25 protein-coding genes, 1 pseudogene and 1 other annotated feature are annotated in these 22957 nt (G+C 43.6%); of the genes and pseudogenes, 15 read left to right on the top strand and 11 right to left on the bottom strand.

Going from position 1 to position 22957, the window contains the following annotated elements; genetic code table 11:
* Positions 1–92: 92 nt before the first annotated feature.
* The 3 genes from AC787_RS02985 (at position 93) to AC787_RS02995 (ending at position 2633) form a co-directional block, all read left to right on the top strand.
* Positions 93–779 carry a peptidoglycan recognition family protein gene (locus AC787_RS02985; protein WP_054023428.1) on the top strand — a complete coding sequence of 229 codons (687 nt, stop codon included), beginning with the start codon at positions 93–95 and terminating at the stop codon, positions 777–779.
* A 231-nt stretch (positions 780–1010) separates the two neighbouring features.
* Positions 1011–1874 carry a CAP domain-containing protein gene (locus AC787_RS02990; protein WP_054023429.1) on the top strand — a complete coding sequence of 288 codons (864 nt, stop codon included), beginning with the start codon at positions 1011–1013 and terminating at the stop codon, positions 1872–1874.
* Positions 1875–1994: 120 nt separating this feature from the next.
* Entirely contained in the window at positions 1995–2633 is a 639-nt protein-coding gene (locus tag AC787_RS02995; RefSeq protein ID WP_054023430.1) for a 3D domain-containing protein, read from the top strand.
* Between the two features lie 63 nt (positions 2634–2696).
* On the opposite strand, the gene AC787_RS03000 is transcribed toward AC787_RS02995, so the two are convergent.
* A complete protein-coding gene (locus AC787_RS03000) occupies positions 2697–3521 on the bottom strand; it encodes a polysaccharide deacetylase family protein (protein WP_063847478.1) in 825 nt (274 codons plus the stop codon).
* Between the two features lie 141 nt (positions 3522–3662).
* On the opposite strand from AC787_RS03000, the gene AC787_RS03005 reads away from it, so the two are divergent.
* Positions 3663–4547: a fumarylacetoacetate hydrolase family protein gene (locus AC787_RS03005; protein ID WP_054023432.1), complete on the top strand. Its 885-nt coding sequence runs from the start codon at positions 3663–3665 to the stop codon at positions 4545–4547.
* A 92-nt stretch (positions 4548–4639) separates the two neighbouring features.
* Positions 4640–5449 carry a (2Fe-2S)-binding protein gene (locus tag AC787_RS03010; RefSeq protein WP_054023433.1) on the top strand — a complete coding sequence of 270 codons (810 nt, stop codon included), beginning with the start codon at positions 4640–4642 and terminating at the stop codon, positions 5447–5449.
* 88 nt (positions 5450–5537) lie between these two features.
* Here AC787_RS03010 and AC787_RS03015 read toward each other — a convergent pair whose 3' ends face one another.
* Both AC787_RS03015 and AC787_RS35265 read right to left on the bottom strand, forming a co-directional pair.
* Complete coding sequence (locus AC787_RS03015) at positions 5538–6488, bottom strand: methyl-accepting chemotaxis protein (RefSeq protein ID WP_414730964.1); 951 nt, start codon at positions 6486–6488, stop codon at positions 5538–5540.
* Positions 6480–6803, bottom strand: a pseudogene (locus AC787_RS35265) (HAMP domain-containing protein); the annotation flags it as partial. The gene AC787_RS03015 and the pseudogene AC787_RS35265, both read right to left, overlap by 9 nt.
* A 505-nt stretch (positions 6804–7308) precedes the next feature.
* On the opposite strand from AC787_RS35265, the gene AC787_RS03020 reads away from it, so the two are divergent.
* Positions 7309–7713, top strand: a complete 405-nt coding sequence (locus tag AC787_RS03020) for a hypothetical protein (RefSeq protein WP_054023434.1) — start codon at positions 7309–7311, stop codon at positions 7711–7713.
* Between the two features lie 54 nt (positions 7714–7767).
* Here the strand turns inward: AC787_RS03020 and AC787_RS03025 are convergent, their stop codons facing one another.
* Positions 7768–8598 (bottom strand): TIGR03943 family putative permease subunit, encoded by an 831-nt coding sequence (locus AC787_RS03025; RefSeq protein ID WP_054023435.1) that lies wholly within the window; start codon positions 8596–8598, stop codon positions 7768–7770.
* The gene (locus AC787_RS03030) at positions 8595–9632 is read right to left on the bottom strand and encodes a permease (RefSeq protein WP_054023436.1); all 1038 of its coding nucleotides are present in this window, start codon (positions 9630–9632) and stop codon (positions 8595–8597) included. Before AC787_RS03030 ends, AC787_RS03025 begins: the two co-directional genes overlap by 4 nt.
* A 119-nt stretch (positions 9633–9751) precedes the next feature.
* Positions 9752–10013 (top strand) — a binding site (T-box leader).
* Positions 10014–10081: 68 nt separating this feature from the next.
* On the opposite strand from AC787_RS03030, the gene trpS reads away from it, so the two are divergent.
* Positions 10082–11071, top strand: a complete 990-nt coding sequence (gene trpS, locus AC787_RS03035; protein ID WP_054023437.1) for a tryptophan--tRNA ligase — start codon at positions 10082–10084, stop codon at positions 11069–11071.
* A 33-nt stretch (positions 11072–11104) separates the two neighbouring features.
* Here the strand turns inward: trpS and AC787_RS34030 are convergent, their stop codons facing one another.
* Positions 11105–11281, bottom strand: a complete 177-nt coding sequence (locus AC787_RS34030) for a DUF5325 family protein (RefSeq protein ID WP_161807509.1) — start codon at positions 11279–11281, stop codon at positions 11105–11107.
* A 132-nt stretch (positions 11282–11413) separates the two neighbouring features.
* On the opposite strand from AC787_RS34030, the gene AC787_RS03040 reads away from it, so the two are divergent.
* Positions 11414–11626: an alpha/beta-type small acid-soluble spore protein gene (locus AC787_RS03040; RefSeq protein WP_054023438.1), complete on the top strand. Its 213-nt coding sequence runs from the start codon at positions 11414–11416 to the stop codon at positions 11624–11626.
* A gap of 167 nt (positions 11627–11793) precedes the next feature.
* Here the strand turns inward: AC787_RS03040 and AC787_RS03045 are convergent, their stop codons facing one another.
* Complete coding sequence (locus AC787_RS03045; protein WP_054023439.1) at positions 11794–12780, bottom strand: metal-dependent hydrolase; 987 nt, start codon at positions 12778–12780, stop codon at positions 11794–11796.
* An 87-nt stretch (positions 12781–12867) separates the two neighbouring features.
* On the opposite strand from AC787_RS03045, the gene AC787_RS03050 reads away from it, so the two are divergent.
* Positions 12868–13158: a hypothetical protein gene (locus tag AC787_RS03050; RefSeq protein WP_054023440.1), complete on the top strand. Its 291-nt coding sequence runs from the start codon at positions 12868–12870 to the stop codon at positions 13156–13158.
* 7 nt (positions 13159–13165) lie between these two features.
* Here the strand turns inward: AC787_RS03050 and gerQ are convergent, their stop codons facing one another.
* Both gerQ and AC787_RS03060 read right to left on the bottom strand, forming a co-directional pair.
* Positions 13166–13723, bottom strand: coding sequence for a spore coat protein GerQ (gene gerQ / locus AC787_RS03055; RefSeq protein ID WP_054023441.1), 558 nt, complete (start codon positions 13721–13723; stop codon positions 13166–13168).
* A 36-nt stretch (positions 13724–13759) separates the two neighbouring features.
* Complete coding sequence (locus tag AC787_RS03060; protein ID WP_054023442.1) at positions 13760–14182, bottom strand: cell wall hydrolase; 423 nt, start codon at positions 14180–14182, stop codon at positions 13760–13762.
* A gap of 261 nt (positions 14183–14443) precedes the next feature.
* Here AC787_RS03060 and cyoE point away from each other — a divergent pair, with 261 nt between their 5' ends.
* Both cyoE and AC787_RS03070 read left to right on the top strand, forming a co-directional pair.
* Positions 14444–15301: a heme o synthase gene (gene cyoE, locus AC787_RS03065; protein ID WP_054023443.1), complete on the top strand. Its 858-nt coding sequence runs from the start codon at positions 14444–14446 to the stop codon at positions 15299–15301.
* 24 nt (positions 15302–15325) lie between these two features.
* Complete coding sequence (locus AC787_RS03070) at positions 15326–15931, top strand: SCO family protein (RefSeq protein ID WP_063847480.1); 606 nt, start codon at positions 15326–15328, stop codon at positions 15929–15931.
* On the opposite strand, the gene AC787_RS03075 is transcribed toward AC787_RS03070, so the two are convergent.
* Complete coding sequence (locus tag AC787_RS03075; protein WP_054023444.1) at positions 15928–16299, bottom strand: toprim domain-containing protein; 372 nt, start codon at positions 16297–16299, stop codon at positions 15928–15930. The genes AC787_RS03070 and AC787_RS03075 overlap by 4 nt on opposite strands.
* A 406-nt stretch (positions 16300–16705) precedes the next feature.
* Positions 16706–17869, bottom strand: coding sequence for an MFS transporter (locus AC787_RS03080; protein WP_054023445.1), 1164 nt, complete (start codon positions 17867–17869; stop codon positions 16706–16708).
* Positions 17870–18031: 162 nt separating this feature from the next.
* On the opposite strand from AC787_RS03080, the gene AC787_RS03085 reads away from it, so the two are divergent.
* From AC787_RS03085 to AC787_RS03100, 4 genes are all read left to right on the top strand, one after another.
* On the top strand, positions 18032–18481 hold the full coding sequence (locus tag AC787_RS03085; protein ID WP_054023446.1) for a hypothetical protein: 450 nt from the start codon (positions 18032–18034) through the stop codon (positions 18479–18481).
* A complete protein-coding gene (locus AC787_RS03090; protein ID WP_235560891.1) occupies positions 18481–19644 on the top strand; it encodes a transglutaminase-like domain-containing protein in 1164 nt (387 codons plus the stop codon). Before AC787_RS03085 ends, AC787_RS03090 begins: the two co-directional genes overlap by 1 nt.
* Before the next feature lie 31 nt (positions 19645–19675).
* A complete protein-coding gene (locus AC787_RS03095; protein WP_054023447.1) occupies positions 19676–21787 on the top strand; it encodes a peptidoglycan D,D-transpeptidase FtsI family protein in 2112 nt (703 codons plus the stop codon).
* A 205-nt stretch (positions 21788–21992) separates the two neighbouring features.
* Positions 21993–22952 (top strand): metal ABC transporter solute-binding protein, Zn/Mn family, encoded by a 960-nt coding sequence (locus AC787_RS03100; protein ID WP_152970572.1) that lies wholly within the window; start codon positions 21993–21995, stop codon positions 22950–22952.
* The last annotated feature ends 5 nt before the right edge of the window (positions 22953–22957 follow it).

Below are 22957 nucleotides of genomic sequence, written 5' to 3' on the forward strand. Positions count from 1 at the left end.
CCATGGCTTGTTTTTTTATATGCTTGCCGTCTCGATTCATCCATTTAAAGCATAGAATATAGCAATTGTTTATCGAGAGGATGCGATACGGAATGGTTGTAGAACGCAAAAATTTTCAAAGGTTTACTTTTGCCGAGTATGTTGATTATTTGAAGCTATACGTGTCAAAAGTAAAGTTTTCGCAGATTCATGTGCATGGCACATGGAAGCCGACCATTGCGGATTATCGCAGAGCTGCAAATAAAATGAAGATTATACAAGGAATGTGGCGGTTTCATGCGATCACACAAAATTGGGGCGATATTGCCCAGCATGCAACGATCGATCCTGACGGCTATATATGGGAGGGGCGCTCGCTTCTGGAGGCTCCGGCTTCTGCTGTTGGCTACAACGACTCTGATCCCGATCGCATACATCCGTTTATGTTCGAGATGATCGGTAATTTTGATATTGGAGCCGAGAAGCTGGAAGGAGCTCAACTTGCTACAGCTGTTAAGCTTACTAATCAAATTGCTGCCATGTGGAAGCTGCCTCATAATCAAATTATGTTCCATCGCGATTTCAGTCCAGCGAAAACCTGTCCGGGAAGTTCAGTTAACAAAACTGCTTTCTTAGAACTTGTTCGCGACTGGAGGGATGTTGATATGAACGCAGCAGATGCGAATAAAATCATCTCTACTTGGCTCTCTCCAGCATGGTTTGCAGCAAGCACTAAAGCAGAGAAAGATGAAATTCATCGGCTCGCAAATGAGCTTCGAAAAGCTAGCGGGCAGCTCTAAAAACAGTAAAAAACCGTGATGAGCATATTCTCATAAAGCAGTAATGGTGCAGTTTTACTGGCTATTTTCGCATCATTACCAGTTTTTGTGTCATGAAACACCAAAAACCCCATGGTAAGATAAGTGGCGTCGGGAAGAACGATGCGCAAACAAAACGAATGCGCAGCTGAGGAAGCTTCAATCGTCAGACGCTTTTTTATAAAAAACTTATCTTATTAGGAGGACTCATTCATGAAGATGCAACCAATACGTGTAGGTGTCGCTAGCATAATCGCAGCAACGGTGATCGGCGCAGGTTTTACGGCTCCAACGGCAGGTGCAGCACCGGCTGTGAAAACATTCTCCACGTTCCAACAACCATGTCTCATTAGCCAAGATACGATCAAACAGATCGGTGATAAATATGGAATAGATGTTAGCAAGCTTTTGAATGGCAGTTTCATTAAATGGCCAACAACAGATGGTAATACAGGAACAACTAAGCCGGGCACAGGTACAGTAACGAAACCAGGAACTGGCACAGGCACAGTAACAAAACCGGGAACTGGCACAGGTACAGTAACAAAACCAGGAACTGGAACAGGCACAGTAACGAAACCGGGAACTGGCACAGGTACAGTAACGAAACCGGGAACTGGTACAGGTACAGGTACAGTAACGAAACCGGGAACTGGTACAGGCACAGTAACGAAACCGGGAACTGGTACCGACACAGGAAATACCAATTTGAGTGCATATCAATCGCAAGTTGTCGACTTAGTTAATAAGGAACGTGCGAAAGCTGGTTTGTCCGCTTTGAAGAGCGATACCTTGCTTACAAAGGTAGCTACAGAGAAAGCAAAAGATATGGACGTTAACAACTACTTTAGCCATACGTCGCCGACATACGGATCTCCATTTGATATGATGCGTTCTTTCGGAGTGACTTATTCTTATGCTGGTGAAAACATTGCTTCCGGTCAAAAAACGCCACAAGACGTTATGACTGCTTGGATGAATAGTCCAGGTCACAAAGCAAACATTCTTAGCGGTAACTTTACAAAAATCGGCGTTGGTTATGTAAACGGCGAATGGGTTCAAATGTTTATCGGCTAGTCTTTCATCAAACCTTAGACAAAAAGCAGTACGTTAAGGGCGGTCTGCCGCCCTTAACAAGTTTTATAATAACGTTATCGAAGTTGTGAAACTTCGGAAACGCACAGGAGGATTTACCCTATGTTTAAAAAACGTACATTAGCAGCAGCAGTAGTAGGATTATCCGTTATGATGGCCGCTGGAACGGTAAGTGCAGCTTCAAAAACACATACGACGAATAACAATGATACATTCTGGAAGCTATCCAAGCAGTACAGTGTACCTTTGGATACACTGATGGAAGCTAATCCCAAGATTGATCCACTTAACTTATATAAAGGTTTAAAGCTTACGATACCTTCCACTGAAGCTTCTGCTAAGAAGAAACCAGTAACGATGAATGCTGCAACAGCAGATTCCTCAAAAACGGTTACTGCTATGAATGGTAAAGAATACGCTTACTCGAAAGCTCTTCTCGTACAAGCTACGGCTTACACAGCAGCAGCATCTGAGAATGGCAAGTGGGGAGCAGTCGATTACTTTGGTGATAAGCTCAAGGTTGGTACGATTGCCGTTGATCCGAAAATGATACCTCTTGGCACCAAGCTTTATGTGACAGGATATTCTTATAATGGTTTGCCTCAAGGCGGAATGATTGCAACAGCAACGGATATTGGCGGTTCTATTAAAGGCAACCGAGTTGATATTTTTGTACCAGGTGTAACGAGCCAAGCCATGTCTTTTGGTATCCAAAACGTGAAAGTATTTATTTTAGAATAAGCAGATCTATAGAAAAGGCAATTCACTCTTCATGAGGAATTGCCTTTTTTTTGTATCGTAAATTCAACGAGCTGCGGATTGTCCTATGAGCTCAGGCAGTGTAACGAGCTCATACCCTTTGCTTTGCAATAAATGGATGAGCTTCGGGAGTGCATTAACCGTGCCCGATAGGTTTTGGCCGATACCTCCTCCTGCATGCTGTAAAATAATCGATCCAGGCTGGAGTGTGCTTCTAATATTTTGCAACACCAAAGCACTGCTGGGATTGTTTTTCCAATCGACGGAATCCACATCCCAATTGACGATAACAAAACCAGCCTGCTTGCTCCATCTTATTTGTTGAGGCAGCAACTCTCCGTACGGCGGTCGAATAAAATGCGGGGAATATCCAATTATATTTTTTATAATGGTGTCCGTCCGCCAAATTTGCTTCTGATAGTTCGATAAAGTAAGTTTGGAAAAAACGGCATGGTCATAAGAGTGATTCCCGATAATATGACCTTCGTTATGTATTCGTTTAACTAGAGATGGGTATTTGGCTGCACGATTACCCACAATAAAAAATGTAGCACAAACATCATGCTCAGCCAATATATCCAATATAGCTGGCGTATATCTTGGATCGGGCACATCATCAAACGTAAGTGCAATTCTTTTCTTATTACGAGGCCCATTTAGTAGAAAGGCATTGGGAAATTGCTTATGGAGCTTATCCCAAGACACGACAGCCGGTTGTCGATTTTTTGTTTCCTTAGCTGGTTTGTACTGCTCTGTCTGCTGCTTATCGGCAGCTGCTGCGCATGAATCGGTCGATATGTTAAGCAGCATACAGCCGATTAAAGCGATTCCTGCCACAGTCATCCATTTTTCATGTGGTGTTTTCCACATCTGCATCAGTCCCCATGATTGATTGTAAACAAGTCGTGCCGCTATTTTACCCATGCCGCATACTTTCATGCGCTTTACATTAAAAAAAGAGAGGCTTAAGATAAATATAGTTCACCATTTGAAGACAGGGAGGTATGTTTAATGAAGCTATTGCAGTATAAGCAAGGTAATCAATTGAAACTTGGCGTAAAGGTTGACTTAGGGATTATAGATATTGTAGCGGCCTCACAAGCAGCGGGTATTTCAGCGCCATTATCTATAGAAGAAGCTATTGCAGGTGGGGAAGCGGCATTAACACAGCTTGAAGCGGTTATAAAGGCAACTGCAGCAAATGCCAACCACATGTATGTGCCTCATGATTCAAGTTTCACCTATGCACCAGTTGTTACGAACCCGCAAAAGATTATTTGTGTAGGGCTAAATTACCGCAAACATGCAGAGGAGACGAAAGCTGAAATTCCAACCTCTCCTATTTTGTTCAATAAATTTGCCAATTCCCTCAGTGCTCACGACGATAAAGTTGAGCTGCCGCATACGAGCAATGAGGTGGATTACGAAGCGGAGCTTGCGATCATTATAGGAAAAGCAGCAAAAAACATCGAAGAAGCTGATGCGCTCGATTACGTTTTTGGCTATAGCTGTGCAAATGATTTGTCGGCGAGGAATTTGCAGCGTCGTACATCACAGTGGATGCTTGGCAAAAGCTGCGACGGATTTGCACCAATTGGACCTTATATCGTAACGGCAGAGGAAGTAAATGATCCGGATAAGCTCACCATTTCTTGCCGCGTGAACGGTGTACAGAAGCAGCTATCGAATACGGAAGATATGATCTTTTCTTGTCGGTCCATTATTAGTTATATCTCCAAGCATATGACGCTTTTGCCTGGTGATGTCATTTTGACAGGGACGCCGGAAGGGGTTGTAATTGGATACCCGAGGGATCAACGGGTGTATTTGAAATCAGGTGATGTTGTAACGGTAGAAATCGAACAGCTTGGTGAATTATCCGTTACGATGCAATAATTAATTGCAATTGATAATCATTTTCGTCCGTTGTATAATAAAATGTATCGTTTATTATTGTACATGAATGTTATGGAAGGACGAGAACATCAATGAATGAAGCGTTGCTTGCGATGTTGGAGAACAGCTATGATTTAACGGTAAATAAGCGAGAAAATCTTGTGTTTAGCTGTCCTGCAATTGATTTATTAAATGAAGATAAATTGAAGCAATTATTAGAGTTCTATACACCGCTAGTTAAAGGCATGGATCCTTCCGTAGGGGAAGTATACATGGCAGGATGGTTTCGTGGTCCTATGTTGGGTTTAATTTATACGTTGTCCGCATTGAAACAAGCGCCAGATTTATCTCTAAACAATTTAACGATTCAATTATATAAAGCTGAATATAATAATCATGAATATTATGCTGTCAGCTTCCATTTACATAACTTTGAATTACTAGCCGCTCCATTACCTGTGGAAGAGCAAGCAATTTGGGTAAAGGATAAATTCAGCAGTTTTTTTGAGCATACAATCCGTCCTGTTTTTGAAACAATTGCGAAGGTTGGAACTTTGCAAGTCGGCATGCTCTGGAGTCAGCTTCCTACCTCGCTTGCATACGGCTACGACAGAATGATGGATGCCGAAGAAGACGAGCAGGTGAAGCACAGCATTACGAGCAATTTTGATTTGGTTAAATCGCTTGATGGCGTTATCTTCGGCAGAAGCAAAAATCCGCTTGATGTGAAATTCCGAATGACAGAGTCAATGGGTGACAAAGAAAAGCAGGTTCGGTTGAAATCAGCATGCTGCTTATATTACCTCGTAGATGGCGGATATTATTGTTTTACCTGTCCGAGGCTGAAAGAAAGTGCTCGGGTAGAGCAGCGTGAAGCATATCGGAGTAAGCAGCAAGCCTAAATAATATGAAAGACCATAATCATCCATTTTTCAATGGGAGAATTATGGTCTTTTTTTTTGGTTTATAACCTACCGATCACAAACTCGATTATTTCATTTTGAAAACATTAATGGTTCTTAATAGCTGAGCTGCCATTGTACGCATACGTTCAGTTTCTTCAACTACCGCTTGTACGGATGCGATTTGCTCATTCATAGAAGCGGATACTTGCTCGGTACCAGCAGCAGATTGCTGCGTAATAGCGGAAATGTTTTGGATTGCTCCGGATATTTTGCGAGCACTGTCAAGCATAACGTCGCTTTCTTGGGAGAAAACAAAAATCTTATCTGTAATAAACTGAACACTTTGAACGATTTCAGTAAATACAATTTCTGACTCCTTAATATGCTCCGTTTGCAGCTTAACGACCTCTTCATTTATTTTCATATTGCTGATGGTTTGCTTGATGCCTTCGTCAATGCTCTTCACCAGGTTGAACACTTGTTTGGTGGAAGCACTGGATTCCTCAGCAAGCTTGCGGACTTCCTGCGCTACAACAGCGAAGCCTCTTCCGTGCTCACCAGCTCTTGCGGCCTCTATAGATGCATTTAGCGAGAGTAAATTGGTTTGCTCAGCCAAATCGGAAATGGTAGTTGTGATTGCGCTAATCCCCCGTGCTTTGTGAGCTAAATCTTCAATTGTAGCAGAAACCTTCTCTGTCGCCTCAACGTTGCGGCGCATGCCGTCAGCTTGTACGTCAAGAGCTTTCATGCCTTTATCTACTAGCTGAAGCGTTTGCTCAGAGCGTGTATTCATTTCTTTCGTTGAAGTAGCGTAATCCGATACTTTCACTTCGATCTCGGTAATGGATTCGCTCATCTCCGAAACATCCTCGGAAATCTCGTTAGCCCCAGTAGCAAGCTCGTTAGCGGAAGCAGCAACCTGCTGCATCGCGATTTGAATATTATTGTTTTTGTCAAAAATACTGTGACTAGTATCGGACACATGACGGATAATGTTGGTCGTTTCCGTAAGAATGTCACGAAGTTTATCAATCATACTGTTAAACGAATGCCCTAGCTCGCCTAATGCTGACGAAGACGCTGTGTCGATTTTTTGAGTAAAGTCGCCTTTGGAAATACGAAGTGCAGTTCCCTTAATTTCATCAAATGAGTTATTAATAGATTTTTCGATGAAGGAAACAAGTGGAAGCGTAGCGATTGCCATAATGATTGTAAAAATAATTCCAGCGATAAGCGAGCCGCCTGATGCTGATAATATGACAAGCATAATTAGGGCAAACACTGCTAAATTAAGATAAGAAGTGATCAGCAGCTTATTGCGCACGGAAAGCGAATAGTACCATTGGATCATTATGTAAGCGCTCCTTTTATTAGAATATCCATATTATAGCACCCAGTGCGAAATTGGTCTATAATTGTCGATTCATAAAAAATATAAATAAAGACCGCAATCGGCTATTCGGAAAATACTAAATACGTTTTCGGTGTAACAATAATTAGAAAATGATACCATTAAAGTCGATTAGGAAACATTTTTATTATTAATTGATGGTATATGTGTGAATGGTACATAACTCCTGAATAGGAATGAGTCGCAAGGGAAATTTGCTAAACTAAAACGGGGAATAAATCTTTATTTTAGTTCGTAAGTTTCATTTTAATAAGAGGATATTCAAGCGCTCTTATTTAATTGTGTAAAAATAAGGTATATAAAAAATAAATATAGTCGAATAATATCAAATTAAATAAAATAAAGTGGAATTTTATATTGATAATGATACAAATGGACTATATAATATGCGATAAGACCCAGATGGAAACACATGCCTAATAATTCATAAAGGAGGATAATAAGTATGCAAACGGAATCTGCAGCGCTCGCTCGTCAAGTTGAATTCGTGTTTCGTCAGCTTGAAGTTGAACTGACAAACGCTACTGCTGGTACAGTATTAATTCATGTTCGGAACAATGCGGTGGGTAAATTTGGGATAAGGCATCATCCAATCGAATGCAAAAACGGAAAGTTTGAGCCGGTCGACAAGGGACTGACAGCTGTTCAAGTGCAGGCATTTAAACAAATGGCCATTGAATCGCTCAAGTTCAGGAAAGACTGGTCACATGGCGAAATATTATACGATTTTTCCGTTCGTTCAAGCGCTAATTCCTGGTCGGCTAGCATACTTTTTGAGTCTAATTACAATATGGCCAATTGGAATTCACGCTATTATCCGAAAAGAAATGATTTATGGGATTCACAATAAACAGTCATAACGAACCAAAAAAAGAGCTGACGGCTTCCGTCAGCTCCATATTTTTTATAGACCAAAGTCAAGATCAGGATACACATAAGGCGTTTCTGGCATCTTGATTCGTTCAATCCGCTGTGCTTCTAGAGTCATGACTACACTATTCATATACTTTGATGTTGTTAATTTGCCTTTTACGGTTATCCACTCATCGTCAGCGTAATCCATCGCTTTTGGCCAAGAAACCATAAGTCCATACGGCATAGCGTCAGCGGAGCAGCAATTCATGGCAAATCTGCTGACAGCAAAACGCTCCTTGCCCATATCCTCCTCGTGGTAAACAAAACCCGAAATTTCAATTTCTTTACCGATTAATTCCTCTCGAAATAGATCGAGTGTCGTCAATGTCTCAATAAATTGAGTATCTGGTACGCTAATGAGTGGCTGGCTATTAAGCTTTTTTGCGTAAGCGGCATGAGCTTCGATGTATCCATCAAAGGGATAAAAGGCATCGAGGCCAGCACCAGTCTCCTCTACCGAGGAGCTCCCAGAAAGGATAATGCCTTTTTTGGAGGCGATATCGCTGCCAAGGGTTCCAGTCGGAATGAGAAAACCGAGCAGCAGCGGAAGTAAAAACAACCCATAAATGATCATGTTTTTGAATACGGATGGAGAAGGCTCATGCTCGCAATCACAGCTCGGCGCTTGATTGCCGATACGTTTTTGTATCGCTGCATATATTTGATAAATAGCTGCCGCATATAGACCTAACGCTGATAGTTTAACGTACAGTTCCATTTTTGGAGCGATATAAAGAGCCATTTCACCTGTACGATCCAAGTAGAGGATAAACAGAGCAAAGCCTGTAAGAATGACGGCACGTATAAGGTGATGAATCATAACAGCGCCTCCGTTATCCAAGCGCCGATGAAGGTTAGCGCCGCGGTAAGTACAATAAGTATAAAGACAAACTTCATACGGAATGTCGTTAATAGCATCAAGGTGTTCTTCAGGTCGATCATAGGTCCAAATACAAGAAAAGCAAGCAGCGGACCAAAATCAAACATGCCGTTGAAAGATGAAGCAATGAAGGCATCTGATGTAGAGCAAATCGATAAAATAAAAGCGAAACCCATCATGAAAATGTATGAAAATATAGGCTGATCAGCGAATGCCTCAAACGTGCTGCGATCAATAACAGTCTGAATTATTGCGGTTAACAATGCCCCGAAAATAAAATATTTACCCATTTCGAAAAATTCATCTGAAGCATGCGATAAGGTCGAGGCGACACGTCCTCGGAATCCAGTGCTGCTTGTCCCATGCTCATGATTGTGTGAATGATTGTGGCTGTGTGTATGACTATGCTTTATCAAATGAAAATTTTGAGTTGCCTTAAGCGGGCTGCTGCGCATAAATTTATAAAGAAGTAAGCCGATAACAACAGCGATTGCAAAGGCTAGTACCATTCGAGCGTAGGCCATTTCTGGCGTAGTTCGAAAAGCAGCAAAGGTTGAAGCAAAAACAATCGGATTAACAATGGGGCCGGCCAGTAGATAAACGATTCCGATATAAGCAGGCATGCCTTTGCGAATAAGCCTTCGTACAACCGGTATCATTCCGCATTCGCATAATGGGAATAAGATGCCTAGCAAAGCTCCGAATAGAACGCCCATGACCGGGTTTTTTGGCGTGAATTTTTGAATGAGCTCGTCCGTAACGAATACTTGCAGCAGAGCAGAGAACAGCACGCCAAGCAAGATGAATGGAAAAGCTTCTAATATAATGCTTATAAATAATATTTTGAAAGATTGCAAATTAGTGATATTAAAGAGATGAGTGGGAAGTTCTCGATTGGTAACGATGAGGGCGAGCATAATCAAGCAACCTACTCCGAGCAATGGTGTACCGATGCGATAAATAAATTTTGCCATTTAAAGTATCCTTTCTTAATGTAAGGATTACGATTATGACTATAGCTTATGCGGCAACGATGCAGGATAGGACAACTTTCGTAGCACTTGACATTAACGATGACAGATGTATAATCGTTTTAAATGCAATGATGGGAATAAGTAAGCTCGAATGAATTGCGTACAGAGAGCCGGTGGGTGGTGCGAACCGGTGCAAACGTCGATGCTGAATGGGCCCCGGAGCCTATGAACGGAAACTGGCTGCACGTGCGGCCGAAGATGTTTGTACGGACGCTCCCCGTTATGGAGCAACAAGGCTTATGGGATTATAACGCGCTTCGTTAGTATAAAAAAGCGTACCATAAGCGAATTAGGGTGGCACCACGGTCCCTCGTCCCTTGCGGCGGGGGATTTTTTGCGTTTTTTTAGACGTGAATCATCAAATTCGAAATGAAAGAGGTTGAAGCATAATGAAAAAGGTACTCTCTGGCATTCAGCCAAGCGGCCAGCTCACACTAGGAAACTACATTGGCGCCATGCAAAACTTCGTAAAGCTGCAGCATACGGAAGAATGTTTTTTCATGATCGTCGATTTACATGCGATTTCGGTTCCACAGGAACCGGCTGCACTAAGAGAGCAAACGGAAGCGGTAGCCGCATTATTTATAGCTGCAGGCATTGATCCGCTCAAAGCGAATGTATTTGTGCAGTCCCATGTTCGTGCGCACGCTGAGCTCGGATGGTTGTTTACGACGCTAGCCAATATGGGCGAGTTAGAGCGAATGACGCAGTTCAAGGACAAATCTGAAGGCAAAGATTCTGTTGGGGCGGGCTTGTTCGTATATCCGACCCTGATGGCAGCTGATATTCTCGTTTATAATGCGGATTTAGTTCCTGTGGGTGATGATCAGAAGCAGCATTTGGAGCTGACGCGTGATTTGGCGCATCGTTTCAATACAAGGTTTGGCAAATACTTCACGATACCAGAGCCATATATTCCGAAAGTAGGCGCTAGGGTAATGTCGCTCGATGACGCTAGCAAAAAAATGAGCAAAAGCAATCCAAATGTAGGCAGCTACATTGCGCTGCTTGATTCGCCGGATGTCATCCGCAAAAAAATAAGCAGAGCGACGACTGATTCAGGCCGCGAAGTTAAATATGATCCAGCTAATAAGCCTGAAATCAGCAATCTAATGAGCATTTATGCTCATTGTGCGAATATGAGTATTGAAGAAATCGAAGCTCGCTATGAGGGGCAAGGTTATGGACCTTTCAAGAAGGATCTTGCGGAGCAGGTGGTTTCGGTTATAGAACCGCTGCAAGCTAGATATAATGAAATCCGCAGCTCAGGCGAAATTCATCAAATTTTGAAGCAAGGCGCAGAAAGAGCTTCCATGGTCGCAGATCGTACACTGGCAGACGTGAAAGAACTTATGGGCTTTCTGCCGCCTCGCGGCTAATCATTTAAGTATCTTCAAGGCTGACGCCATGCGTCAGCCTTGTTTTTTTCTCCGCAAGCGAGCCTTTGTAATAAATCCGGCTCCTATGGTGAAAAGGCTTAACAATCCAAATAATAATACGAGCCAACCATTATAGCTGATGGAGATGGCCATAGCGCTCATAAATACGATAGCTAGCACTGAAAAGAACAAAGAAAGCGGTTTGGACATCGTGTTTTCTCTCCTTAATAAAACGTCAATATATTTTAATGGTTTAAGAATAGATTCTTTGATGGTGCACATAATAAGCTTGCAAGCTTGCAACACACATCAAAGTGCAGAGGACGAAAGGAGAAATACATTATGGCAGGAAGCAGAAATCAACTTGTTGTTCCACAAGCGACTGCAGCATTACAACAAATGAAACTTGAGGCTGCTCAAGAGCTGGGCGTACAAATTCCTCAAGATGGCTACTACGGTAATGTTTCAACTCGTGATGCAGGTTCCCTAGGCGGTTATATTACGAAAAAGCTTGTTCAAATTGCTGAGCAACAATTGTCAGGCGGCTCCCGTTAATCGCTTCTAATACACAATGACGAAATGAAGCCCAAGGCATGCCTTGGGTTTTTTTTGTTGTTGTAACCATCATTTTAGCATAAGGGCAATCGACTTTCTTCTATAATATAGGGCAAAAAAAAGAAAGCCCCCTCTATTTTGAGGCAAAGGGCTTTCTAACGTCAATACTAAAAAGTATCCATGCGCAATCTTTTCAATAATCGCTCGTCGCTAAGCCAGCCGACATAAGATCCAATGGTCTCATCGTTCTTATTCATAAGAAGAACGCCAACGAATGGGTATTGCTTGCGATGTCGATAACGCACGTCACACCATCTGACCTCATAACCCCATGTATGCTCACGAACGTCTGCGCAGGCGAAACTTGTGAAATATAAAAAGGATCGGATGGCTGGATCGTTTTTTGATTTGGCGACTGCCGGATGGTCAGAGCATTCCACATAGTCAATCCAAGTTAAGTGGTCATTCCGCAAATTTCCGATAGCGAATCCGCCATTTTTCACTTGCTTGACCACATTCCATATCGTAAGTGAAATCGTTGGAATGACGATATAAACATCACCTTCATGGTGTTCGGTATCCAGCGTCTTCATTTTCTGCAGGGTACTTCTCGAGGATACGGTTCGCCACACAAAGTAAATGGCTAGAAAGAGATACATAAGCGGAAATATCGATGCAGGATTTACGAACCCGCCAGCCCACAGTAAAATAGCTATGACATGAGTTGTGAAAATGATGGGATCGAATATGTGTATAATATTCCAAGAGATCCATTTGTCAGTGAAAGGCCGCATAGCCTGTGTTCCGTAAGTATTAAACAAATCGGTGAACACATGTACACACACTGCGAGCAGCACCCAGCCCCCGATATGCAGCCAAGGCAGTGAACCGCGATAAAACAATTGGAGAATGCCGGTAATGAGCACTGTCCATATGGCGATAGCCGGTAATGAGTGAGAAATACCGCGGTGATTGCGAATATAAATAGCGTTGCCCTTTAGACGAAGAAGACCGTCCAAGTCCGGTGCTTGTGATCCGATAACCGTGCCGAGCAGGACGGCGGTTTGAATGGCTGGATTTGCTGCTACCACGGGATCGACTGCAGCAAGACCTGCGAGCCCGATGCCCATGACAAGATGTGTGCCTGTATCCATGAGAAGTCCTCCTCAATCGATGATTAGATGTAGTATCGACGGAGCGGAGCAACTTTATCAATACAATCAAAAGGAGACTGAAGGCAAATGTACATTTGTTTTGCAGAATACCGTGTTTCACCCGAGTTTCGGGCACAATATCTTGACTATACCTCTGCACTTCTAAAGGAAGGACATGATGTGCAATTATATGAAGGAACGGATCAGCCTGGCCTGTTTGTAGAGGTATGGAACGCATCTACCTTGGAGCAAGCAGAGGAAATCAAAAAAGAACGCTGCAGTGAGCGTTCCTCTTGGAATCACATTTCGAACTTTATTGTTGGAGGTGCTGCGAAAATGAACATTTGGACATTTAAGCCAGCACATTTAAGCAGATAATTTATGATTAACGGCTAGAATTCACTGTGCCTAGAGTAGCCATGCCGAGCGGAGTGGAGGAACTTACTACGCCGCCTTGGAATGGGTATTCATATGCAATCGGCTCATCGAATGTCACATAATCAAGATTAAGCGTCAAAAGTAAGTAACGCATACCAGTCGTTGGATCGCTAATAATGATGTGATCACGACCAGCAGCTTCGATGATTCCTTTGAAAATTTTAGCATTCCACTCGCGGTTGTTCTCGTAAGTCATATAGAAGGTTGCCATTTTGCCGCGGTTTAGACGTAAAATGTTCTCTACGTAGGATTCCTCGACGGAAGGCATAGACACGATGGTGCCGCCTGACGGCGTAACAAACGATCCGCTAGGTACGCTAGGCGGCATCATTGGTGCTTGCTGTGCTTGAAAATTAGCTGGGAGAGTAGTTGGTTGTTGCATTCCCATTGGTTGTTGCATCCCCATTGGATATTGATATTGACCATATCCGCCGTAACCGAAGCCTTGAACAGGACCTGTATTTGCGGGACTTACCTGATTTTTGTAACCATAACCGTTAGACATTTAGAATTTCCTCGCTTTCACACTTTAGAAATAGTTTTAATAAACGGACGGACAAGCCTCTGGCGTTGGAACGAAGAAACAATGTTTTTTGAACCTGCCGCTGTTAGCCTGATCCCACCATGTATCGGGGCAGCTGCCTGCTGGACGGAAAAACCATAGCGCGTTAGAAGCCGGGTGCTGACGCTCGCCGTTTATGACCCGCTCTGCTAAACGAATGTCTTTATCGCGAGCACTTTGATAAAAGTAACCTTTAGTCGTTGCTTCGAAACCGCCTGGCTTTTGATAGACCATATCAGGAATGGACCTAATATTTCTAAAGTCTATACAATTTCCTCGCACGCGGTTTACGCCAACATTGCCTACCATAAGCATGCCGAGTTCGCCTTCGCCCTCAGCTTCTGCTCGCATGAGCCTAGCGAGCATCTTCGTATCTTCGGAATTGGTTTTAATAACTGCCATAGAATTGACAGATCACTCCCTTTCGCATACTTTAGGACGGTTTAATGCGCTGATCGGAATAGGCATCCAACTACATAGCTATTGTACTCGGCGCCCATCTATTTGGTTACTAAATGATTTGTCACAATTTGCGTGGCAAAATGATGAACAAAACGGTCGAACGTTGTCATCGTGTACTTTTTTCGGTATGATTAAAAACGATTCATCAATGGATGATAGACGCTTTTAGCGTCTTGTCGCATAACTTGGGAGGCTAGCTTCGTGCTTAAAGACTGGATTGCATTGACAAAACCGCGGCTACTTCGACTGAATGTGTTTGCTGCGATAGGTGGTTTCATGGTTGCTTCCAAATGGGACATTAACGTTCTATTGCTTATATGGGCGATTATTGGCTCAACGTTGACGATAGCGTCAGCAACCGTGATTAACAATTATTGGGATCGGGAATTGGATTTGAAAATGGAACGTACGAAGGATCGGGCGCTTCCTACCGGTCGAATGACGCCAGGTTCTGTTCTGGCTTATGGCATTATTTTGGGAGTGGTTGGTCTAGCTGTTCTGTTCCTGCTTGTCAATCCGTTATCGGGCTTTCTTGGACTGCTAGGATGGGCTGTTTACATTGTGGTGTACACAATGTGGCTTAAGCGTACCTCAACCTGGAGTACATCGGTAGGAGGCATATCTGGAGCTATGCCGCCGGTTATCGGATATTGTGCGGTAACGGGGGAGATTGATGCTGGAGCTTGGATATTGTTCGCTCTGATGTTCCTATGGCAGCCGGCACATTTCTGGTCGCTTGCGATTAGAAGGGTTGAGGAATATCGCGCAGCAGGTTTTCCATTGCTGCCTGTAGTGAAAGGAATCAAACGTACGAAGCTTCAAATGATTCCTTACATCGTTTTGCTTCTGCCAACGGGCATATTGTTTTATTCATACGGTTATGTTGGTATTTTTTTCTTGGTCATATCCGTTGTGGGCAGTTTAATCTGGCTTATCCACACATTGCGTGGAACAAAAGCCAAGGATACCGACAAATGGGCGAAAACCAATTTTCTTATCTCGGTCAATTATTTAATGGTTATATTTATCGTTATGATTCTTAATACGACAGGATCATAATCATCGTCTTAAGGAGTGACTACCGTGGAATTTGTCAAAAAGCATAGCTTCAAAATAGCAGTGCTTGCGCTTTGCGCAGCTATGGGAATTTATTTATTTATTACGTATGGTATGCCGGAGAAGCAGACACTTCCAATCGAGAAGGCTGCGCCAGCGTTTGAGCTGACGGATCTGGATGATCAGAAGGTAACGCTTGCTTCAACAAATGGCAAGGCACGAATTGTATATTTTTATTTCGCAAATTGTCCAGATGTTTGCCCGCCGACCACGTTCTTGCTATCACAAGTACAGGAGCAGTTAAAAGCGGAGGACAAGCTTGGCACTAAGGCAGAGCTCATTTCGATTACGTTTGATCCGGTACGCGATACACCTGAAGTCATTCGTGATTTTGCAAAGCGGAATTTTGCTGATCTTAATGGCTGGCGATTCCTGCGCGGCGATGAAGTGAACACGCTGCAAATTGCTAGAGATTTTGGCATCGGTGTCATTAAAAACGAGGACGGCTCCTTCTCGCACTCAAATGTAATTACGATTGTTGATAAGGACGGTCAAATTCGCAAATGGATCGATGGCAGCAAAGAAGATTTGACGGCTGAAGAAATCGTCGCTCAATTAAACAAAGTACTTTAAAATTCATCTTTATTCCAAATAGAAGCGGGACTCTGCGCAGGGTACAGGATATGCGCATCGAGGCCCGCTTTTTCTAATTGCTCAATTAAATATTCCTCTGGTGTATGCTCGACGCCCGAATAACCTCTGCGGGTATAAATATGCTCGGCATCTGGAAATACATCGCGAAGCAAGAAGCGAATCCGTTTTCCCGAGGAATCATTGTCTGTAAAAATATAAGCTTGGCTCTTGCCGACCTGTTTGCTAAGCTTGTCCAATTGTTCGGAGCCGGGCGTACCAAAAGTACAGAAGATCGGTACATCCTGCGCGAGCACGCGTTTTAGTCTTGCCTTATCATTTTTTCCTTCTACGATTATGGCTATATCCATCAAGGTCACCCCGAGTAGTGAAAATTAGAGTAGGAGCATGAAGCCCATGTATAGTTTACCACCAAATATCGATTTTACCGAGAGCGGGAATGATTGAAGTTTCGTTCAAAATGTAAAAACGGCCTGCAGTCTGCAGACCGTTTATGATTTAAACTAATAGAGACAAGTACACGCTATGATTACGAGCAAGATAAACAGTACAAGGATGATGCCGAGGTTTGAGAAGCCGCCGTGCCCATAACCTTGATTTACGGAACCTACATTTCCAGACATAAATAGAGTCACCCCGTTTCCTTTTGTTAAAGCGATGATTGTAAACAGCTTAGGATCAGCCGATCTGACTACTCATCTGTCATAATACAGCATATGTCATGATGGGAAATTAGCCCTGTGCATATACCTATGCCTACGAAAAATGGGTGCGGGAGGAAAGTGAACGGGAAATGCGCAGTGGCAGCAGCGCGACAGCTATCATCAATGCAATAAACGCTATGTAGTAAGGTGAAATGTAGTTGCGAAGCTGTCCTGCCGCCATAGGTCCGATAAATGCGCCGACGGAGAAGGCGATGGATAATACGGAAAAGGTACGTCCATAACGCGCTCCGCCGCTAAGCTCAATTAACAATGTGGACAGTGCGGGCAAAATAACTCCTTTTGCCATACCGACAAACAGCAGCATTAATGCGAGAGGTGCCGGCATATCGGAGGCAATCCCAAAATAAATAATGGCAAGAATAAGCGAGCCCCATAATGTTCGCTGATAAGCGGATACTCGGTTTAGAAACAGCATGCTTAGTGTGACGAGAGCGCCGATGCTGACAACGGAAAATAAAAGGCCAGTCGTCATCATCGCTTCCTGAGTTTTGGCAAGCAGAGGCAGCTCGAACGATAAGATCCCCTGCGCGCAGCTTAGCGCAACGGGAAGCAAGTAGACGAGCCAAGGGATAGGAACAGCTTGCTCAAGCGGCAGCTTCGTTTTCTTTTTCCCCTCTATACTTTCATGTGGTGTTTGTTCGACTCTCTGGCGAACTTCTTTAATAAAGAACAGAGCGCAGACGGATGTAACGATCAATACCCATCCAAGCAGCGTAAAAGCGGTCGCAAATCCAATTTTTGCAACGAGATAGGCTCCTGCTGCTGGCGAGACGACTGCAGCCAGTGTATGAACGAGACCATTGCCAGCCATAAGTTTCCCTTGTTCCGTTCGATCACTCGTAATTCTGGCGAGCAATGATAGGCATGCCGGAGACAGAAATGCTAACACAAAACCGCTGATGGAGCGAAGCAAGAGCAGCTGCCAAGGGTTTGTCACATGCGATTGAAACAGGAGAATAATGCCGGCTGCCATAAGACTGAAGACGATAAATAATCTGCTGCCGTATCGGTCAACACCGAAGCCAGCGATAAGATTACCGGGCAAATGCGTAATGGAGTACATGCCCATCATAAGTCCGATAAAGGAAGGTGCTGCACCTAAAGAAATAGCAAAAGGTGTTAAAATAGGGTATTGCGCGTGCAAATCAAAGAATGCGATAAACAAAAATAAATAAAGCCAAACCGCGGTTTTCACAGGGCTGCCCCTCCTAGCCAATTACAATCTTATATACTTGTACGTTTAATTGGGACAGGATATGTCTGTCTAAAAAGGAAACGAGCGTTTACGCCCTATATTTAGTAGGTTATAATATTTTGTAATGGGAATTTGTACGAGGTATAATGGAGGGGATCATACTTGGACTTTTTGAATTTTTCGACCTATGATGTAGACACTTGGACAGCTTTTTTAAAAGAACATTGGCTCGTGCTTGTCATTGCGCTTATCTTGTTATTAATTATTATCCGCATCGTGAAGACTGTTGTGAAATGGGCACTCGTGGTGGCAATCGTGCTTGGTATTGTCGTTTATAGCGGCTACACTATGGATGATTTGAAAGAGATTGGCACTAAGGTTGCGGATACAGTAAAACAGGAAGCCGTTAATGCAATGGTAGGCGAAGCAAAGGATGCTACCTTCGTGACGAATGGAGATGGAACCTTTACAGTGAAAACCAAAAATGTAGAGCTTACCGGAGAGCCGGGCGCGAATGAGGTTGCCGTTTCATTCCGCGGGACGGAGCTTGGCAAGTGGAAGCTTGATAGTACGATACAAACCTTCATCGACCAAGCGAAGCAGAACGGGTAATGCCGATGACGAACTGGGATCATTTATTTAGAGAGCTGGAGCCTATTGCTTTCATTGTGCTTCTATTGCTGTTTGGCTCTCTTATACAGGGGATGAGGAGAGGCGCATCGGGATCTGCGAGGCGTCTTTTCTTTTTTGTTTGGGAAGGTGTAGCTGTTATCGTTTGTTTGGTACTGGCAGCAAAGCTTACGAATACATTGTCACCAGCCTTAGCAGAGTGGATGACAAGCAAGGTGAAGGTTCCTCTTCATGACCTCAGCGGTGTGGAGCAAGCATGGTACACACTGCTTACGAGCTTGAGGGATTTTGCGCTGCTGCGCTATGGCGTCTTGTTCCTGCTCAGTTATTTGCTGCTGCGGGCATTGGCAGCTTTTGTAGAGCCTTTGCTGGAACGTACAATAGAAGGAGTTCTGCGGAGCGGCAAGGAAGAACCTATTGCTCACTTGCAAGGCAGGCGAGGTGCAAGCCGTGTTATAGGGGCTTTAATAGGTGCTGCTCACGGGGCTGGACGTTCATTTGTATTCGTTGTTCTATTGTTCGTTTATGTGTCTCTTGTGCCAAATGGCTGGTATGTCGACAAAATTTCCGAATCTATGGTGTATACCAAAGCGGCTTCGTGGCTGAGTCCAGTTGCTGGAGATGTTCTAGCAGGACAAGGGCCCGTGCTTGCTCAAGCGGTAGAAGCACAGTTCAAACAAATTTTACAACGTAAGTATGAGATTATTGATTACGCCATCCCAGCGGAAATTGAGCAAGCTGCTCTTTATGTGACCAAGGATGCGCAAACGAATGAGGATAAGGCGAGAAAGCTATACGACTTTCTTGGAACAAGAATTGCTTATGATTATGACAAAGCTCGGAATTATGAAGAGCAGGGTATTTGGAAGGAACAGACACCTCCCGAGACATTTGATACGCGAAAAGGCGTATGTATAGATATAGCTCGTTTATATGCCGTAATGGCTAGGTCAGCAGGCCTTGAGGTGCGAGTTGTCACAGGTATGGGAGCAGACGGCCAGGGAGGATATGGTCCGCATGCATGGAATGAAGTGCGAATCGGTGAAGGTGATGATAGCTGGATTCCGCTGGATGCCACTTGGGCCAACACCGGAGATTGGTTTAACCCGCCGGCATTTGACGATACTCACATTCGCGATGTTTAGCACATGAGAGAAGGATATGAGGTGATTAAACATGCAAGATGATCCGCAAAAAAGGGAAATTATAAATCGACGTCATTTTTCGTTTCGCTTGAATTTATTCTTCTTTATTACGTTCGCATTGTTTAGTATATTAATCGTAAGATTAGCCATTTTGCAATTTGTGGAGGGGCCAATACTTAGCGCTGAAGGGATCGGCAAAAGTACACGAAGCGTGAAGATTCCGCCGATAAGGGGCAATATTTACGATTCTACAGGTCATGCGATTGCCTATTCGACATCGACCCAGTCCATCTACTTTACGATTCAGCCTGAGCTTAAGCTTGAGAAAGCGACTGCTAGTGCAAAAGAGATGGCGCAGAAACTTTTTGAAATATTTACGGAGCTTGGCAATCCTGCCAAAGCGATGACGGTTGACGACATTATTCGCCAGATGGATCTTGATTTTAAACGGAATAACATCTCGACCCCAAGGAGGATCAAATCCGGCCTTACGAATGAAGAGATTGCTTATTTCATGGAAAACCGCACAGCATTCAAAGGTGTAGATATCATGGAGGAAAGCGTCCGGAACTATGACACGGATTCGATTGCGGTGCAGCTCGTTGGGTATTTAAAGAAGTTTAATACGGTTCGTGAGAACGTGGATTTTTACAAGGAAAAGACGACAGAGGAAGATCCGACTCTGAGATATTTGGATGAGGAGGATGTTGGCTTCGACGGTCTTGAACGGATGTATCAGGATGTGCTGCGCGGCAAAAATGGTTTAAAAACATATCCGGTTAATAATGCTGAACGTATTATTGGACCCATGCAAATTACGAACCCTACAAAGGGGTCCGATCTTTATTTAACCATTAACAAAAACGTACAATTAAAAACGGAAACGGCAATTATGGATCAGCTCAAAAAAATATCAACGTCTACGAACAAATATGAGCGTGCCAAATATGCACAAACCGGATTCGCGGTAGCAATGGAAGTAGATACGGGGAAAATCGTGGCGATGGCGAGTATGCCGGATTATGATTCCAATATATGGTCAGGCGGTCGCATTAGTAAAGAGGATTACGAAAACTTCCAAAACATATTATCCAACGGTACGATTCGAACGGTTTTTGGCAAGTATTCCGAAGAGGAGCGCAATGAGCATCCTTCTTCTATCCTTCCCTCGGGTTCTGTATTGAAGCCATTATCCGTTCTTGTTGGATTGAACGAGAAATTGTTTAAGACGTCAAGTACTTATTTAGATAATGGGAGATTCTCGTATGGTAGAGCAGGGTACGAGACCTATATCCGTAACTCCCAATTCAAATCGTATGGCTACATTGATGGAGCCCAAGCTATTCAACATTCTTCCAATACGTTTATGGCAGCTATGGTTGGGGATAAGCTTTATAGAAGAGACCCGAAAAATGGCAAGAGCGGCGTAGAAATTTGGGACGAATACATGAAGCAATTTGGTCTTGGTGTACTGACGGAAAGCGGCTTGCCTAACGAAACGAAGGGCATTATTGAGTACTTTAATGAGGCGAAAAACGCCAGTTCGCAGTCAGCGCTTGTTCAAGCCTCCTTCGGTCAACAAGGTCGTTATACAACCTTGCAGCTTGCACAATATACCGCAATGCTTGCCAATCGCGGCAAACGGATGAAGCCGCAATTTGTTAACGAAATTAAAGATTCAGATGGCAATGTCATTCAAGGATATACGCCTGAGATTTTGAATGAAGTAAAATATCCGATTGAATATTGGAAAGAAATTGAGCTAGGCATGTCGAAGGTTAACTCGCAAGGTTTTGAAGGTGTGGATTACACCTATAATCGGAAGACGGGAACCTCGCAGCAATCTGTGAAGGGCCGGACTGCAGAAAATGCGGTGTTTATCGCTTATGCACCAGCTGATAAGCCAAAGCTTGCTGTAGCTGTTGTTGTACCTGATGGTGGTTTCGGGAGTTACGGAGCATCACCAATCGCGCGTAAAATTTTCGATGCTTACGACGAAGAGATTGGTTTGTACGGTGTGCCTAAGAAGAAGACACCAGTTACGAATGATGCTGCGAATAATACTGCTGATAATACTGCTGATAATACTGCTGATAATACTGCAGCGAATAATACTGCTGCAGGGGCAGGAACGAACGAATAATTGACAAAAACCATTTTGTAAGGCAGGTTGGAGCATCCGCTCCGATCTGCCTTTTTTTTTATTGGCAGAGCATCATTCAAAATAAATGTTGCACTAGAGCAACTTTTTTGTATATAATTAAAAAAAAGGCATTAGGTAAACTAAGATTCATAAGGGCAAACTATATTGCATATTAAAAATGATAGGGATGGAGGAGATATCAGTTATGAATAAAGCGTACAAGACGAATTCTGCTCTTCGCAGATTCATTATGACTCTTATTTTTTTGACGGTGGCGGCAATGATGGTATCAGCCTGCGGGCAGGAAGAGGTGTCTGACGGGAGCGGCAAGCTGAAGATTACAACGACTACGGGAATGATAGCGGATATTGCTCAGCAGGTAGGCGGCGAGTTTGTGGAAGTGAGCGGACTGATGGGTGCAGGAATCGATCCCCATCTATACAAAGCGTCGCAAGGTGATGTGAGCAAGCTGGACAATGCGGACCTTATTTTTTATAACGGCTTGCATCTAGAGGGGAAAATGGGCGAGTTGTTCGAGAAGCTGGAGAAGCGCAAGCCAACAATTGCCATCTCGAAGTATCTGAAGGAAGATCAGCTGCATTCTGCACCTGGGCAAGGTGCCGGCATGCATGATCCGCACATCTGGTTTAATGTAAAGCTTTGGATTTCTGCTACAGAAGTCGTTCGCGATACTTTGGTGGAGAAGGATCCTACCCATGCCGACGACTACAAAGAGCATGCGGCAGCTTACATCAAGCAGCTTGAGGAGCTGGATACTTATGCGAAGGAGCAAATCGCCCTTCTTCCAGAGGCCAATCGTATTCTTGTAACTGCACACGATGCATTTGGATATTTTGGTGAAGCATACGGTCTAACTGTCACGGGTTTGCAAGGTATGAATACGATGTCTGAGTACGGCTCGAAGGATGTCAGTAAGCTGCGCGACTACTTAGTTGAGAAGAAAATAAAAGCTGTTTTTATCGAATCCAGCGTTCCGAAAAAATCGATTGAGTCGGTCATAGAAGGAGCAAAGAGCTTAGGCCATGAGGTGGTGATTGGCGGAGAGCTTTACTCTGACGCAATGGGAGATGCCGGTACAGTTGAAGGAACGTATATCGGTATGGTTAAGCATAACGTGGATACGATAGTAGCCGCATTGAAATAACATAA

It is taken from the genome of Bacillus sp. FJAT-28004 (assembly GCF_001280845.1).
Classification (GTDB): domain Bacteria; phylum Bacillota; class Bacilli; order Paenibacillales; family Paenibacillaceae; genus Pristimantibacillus.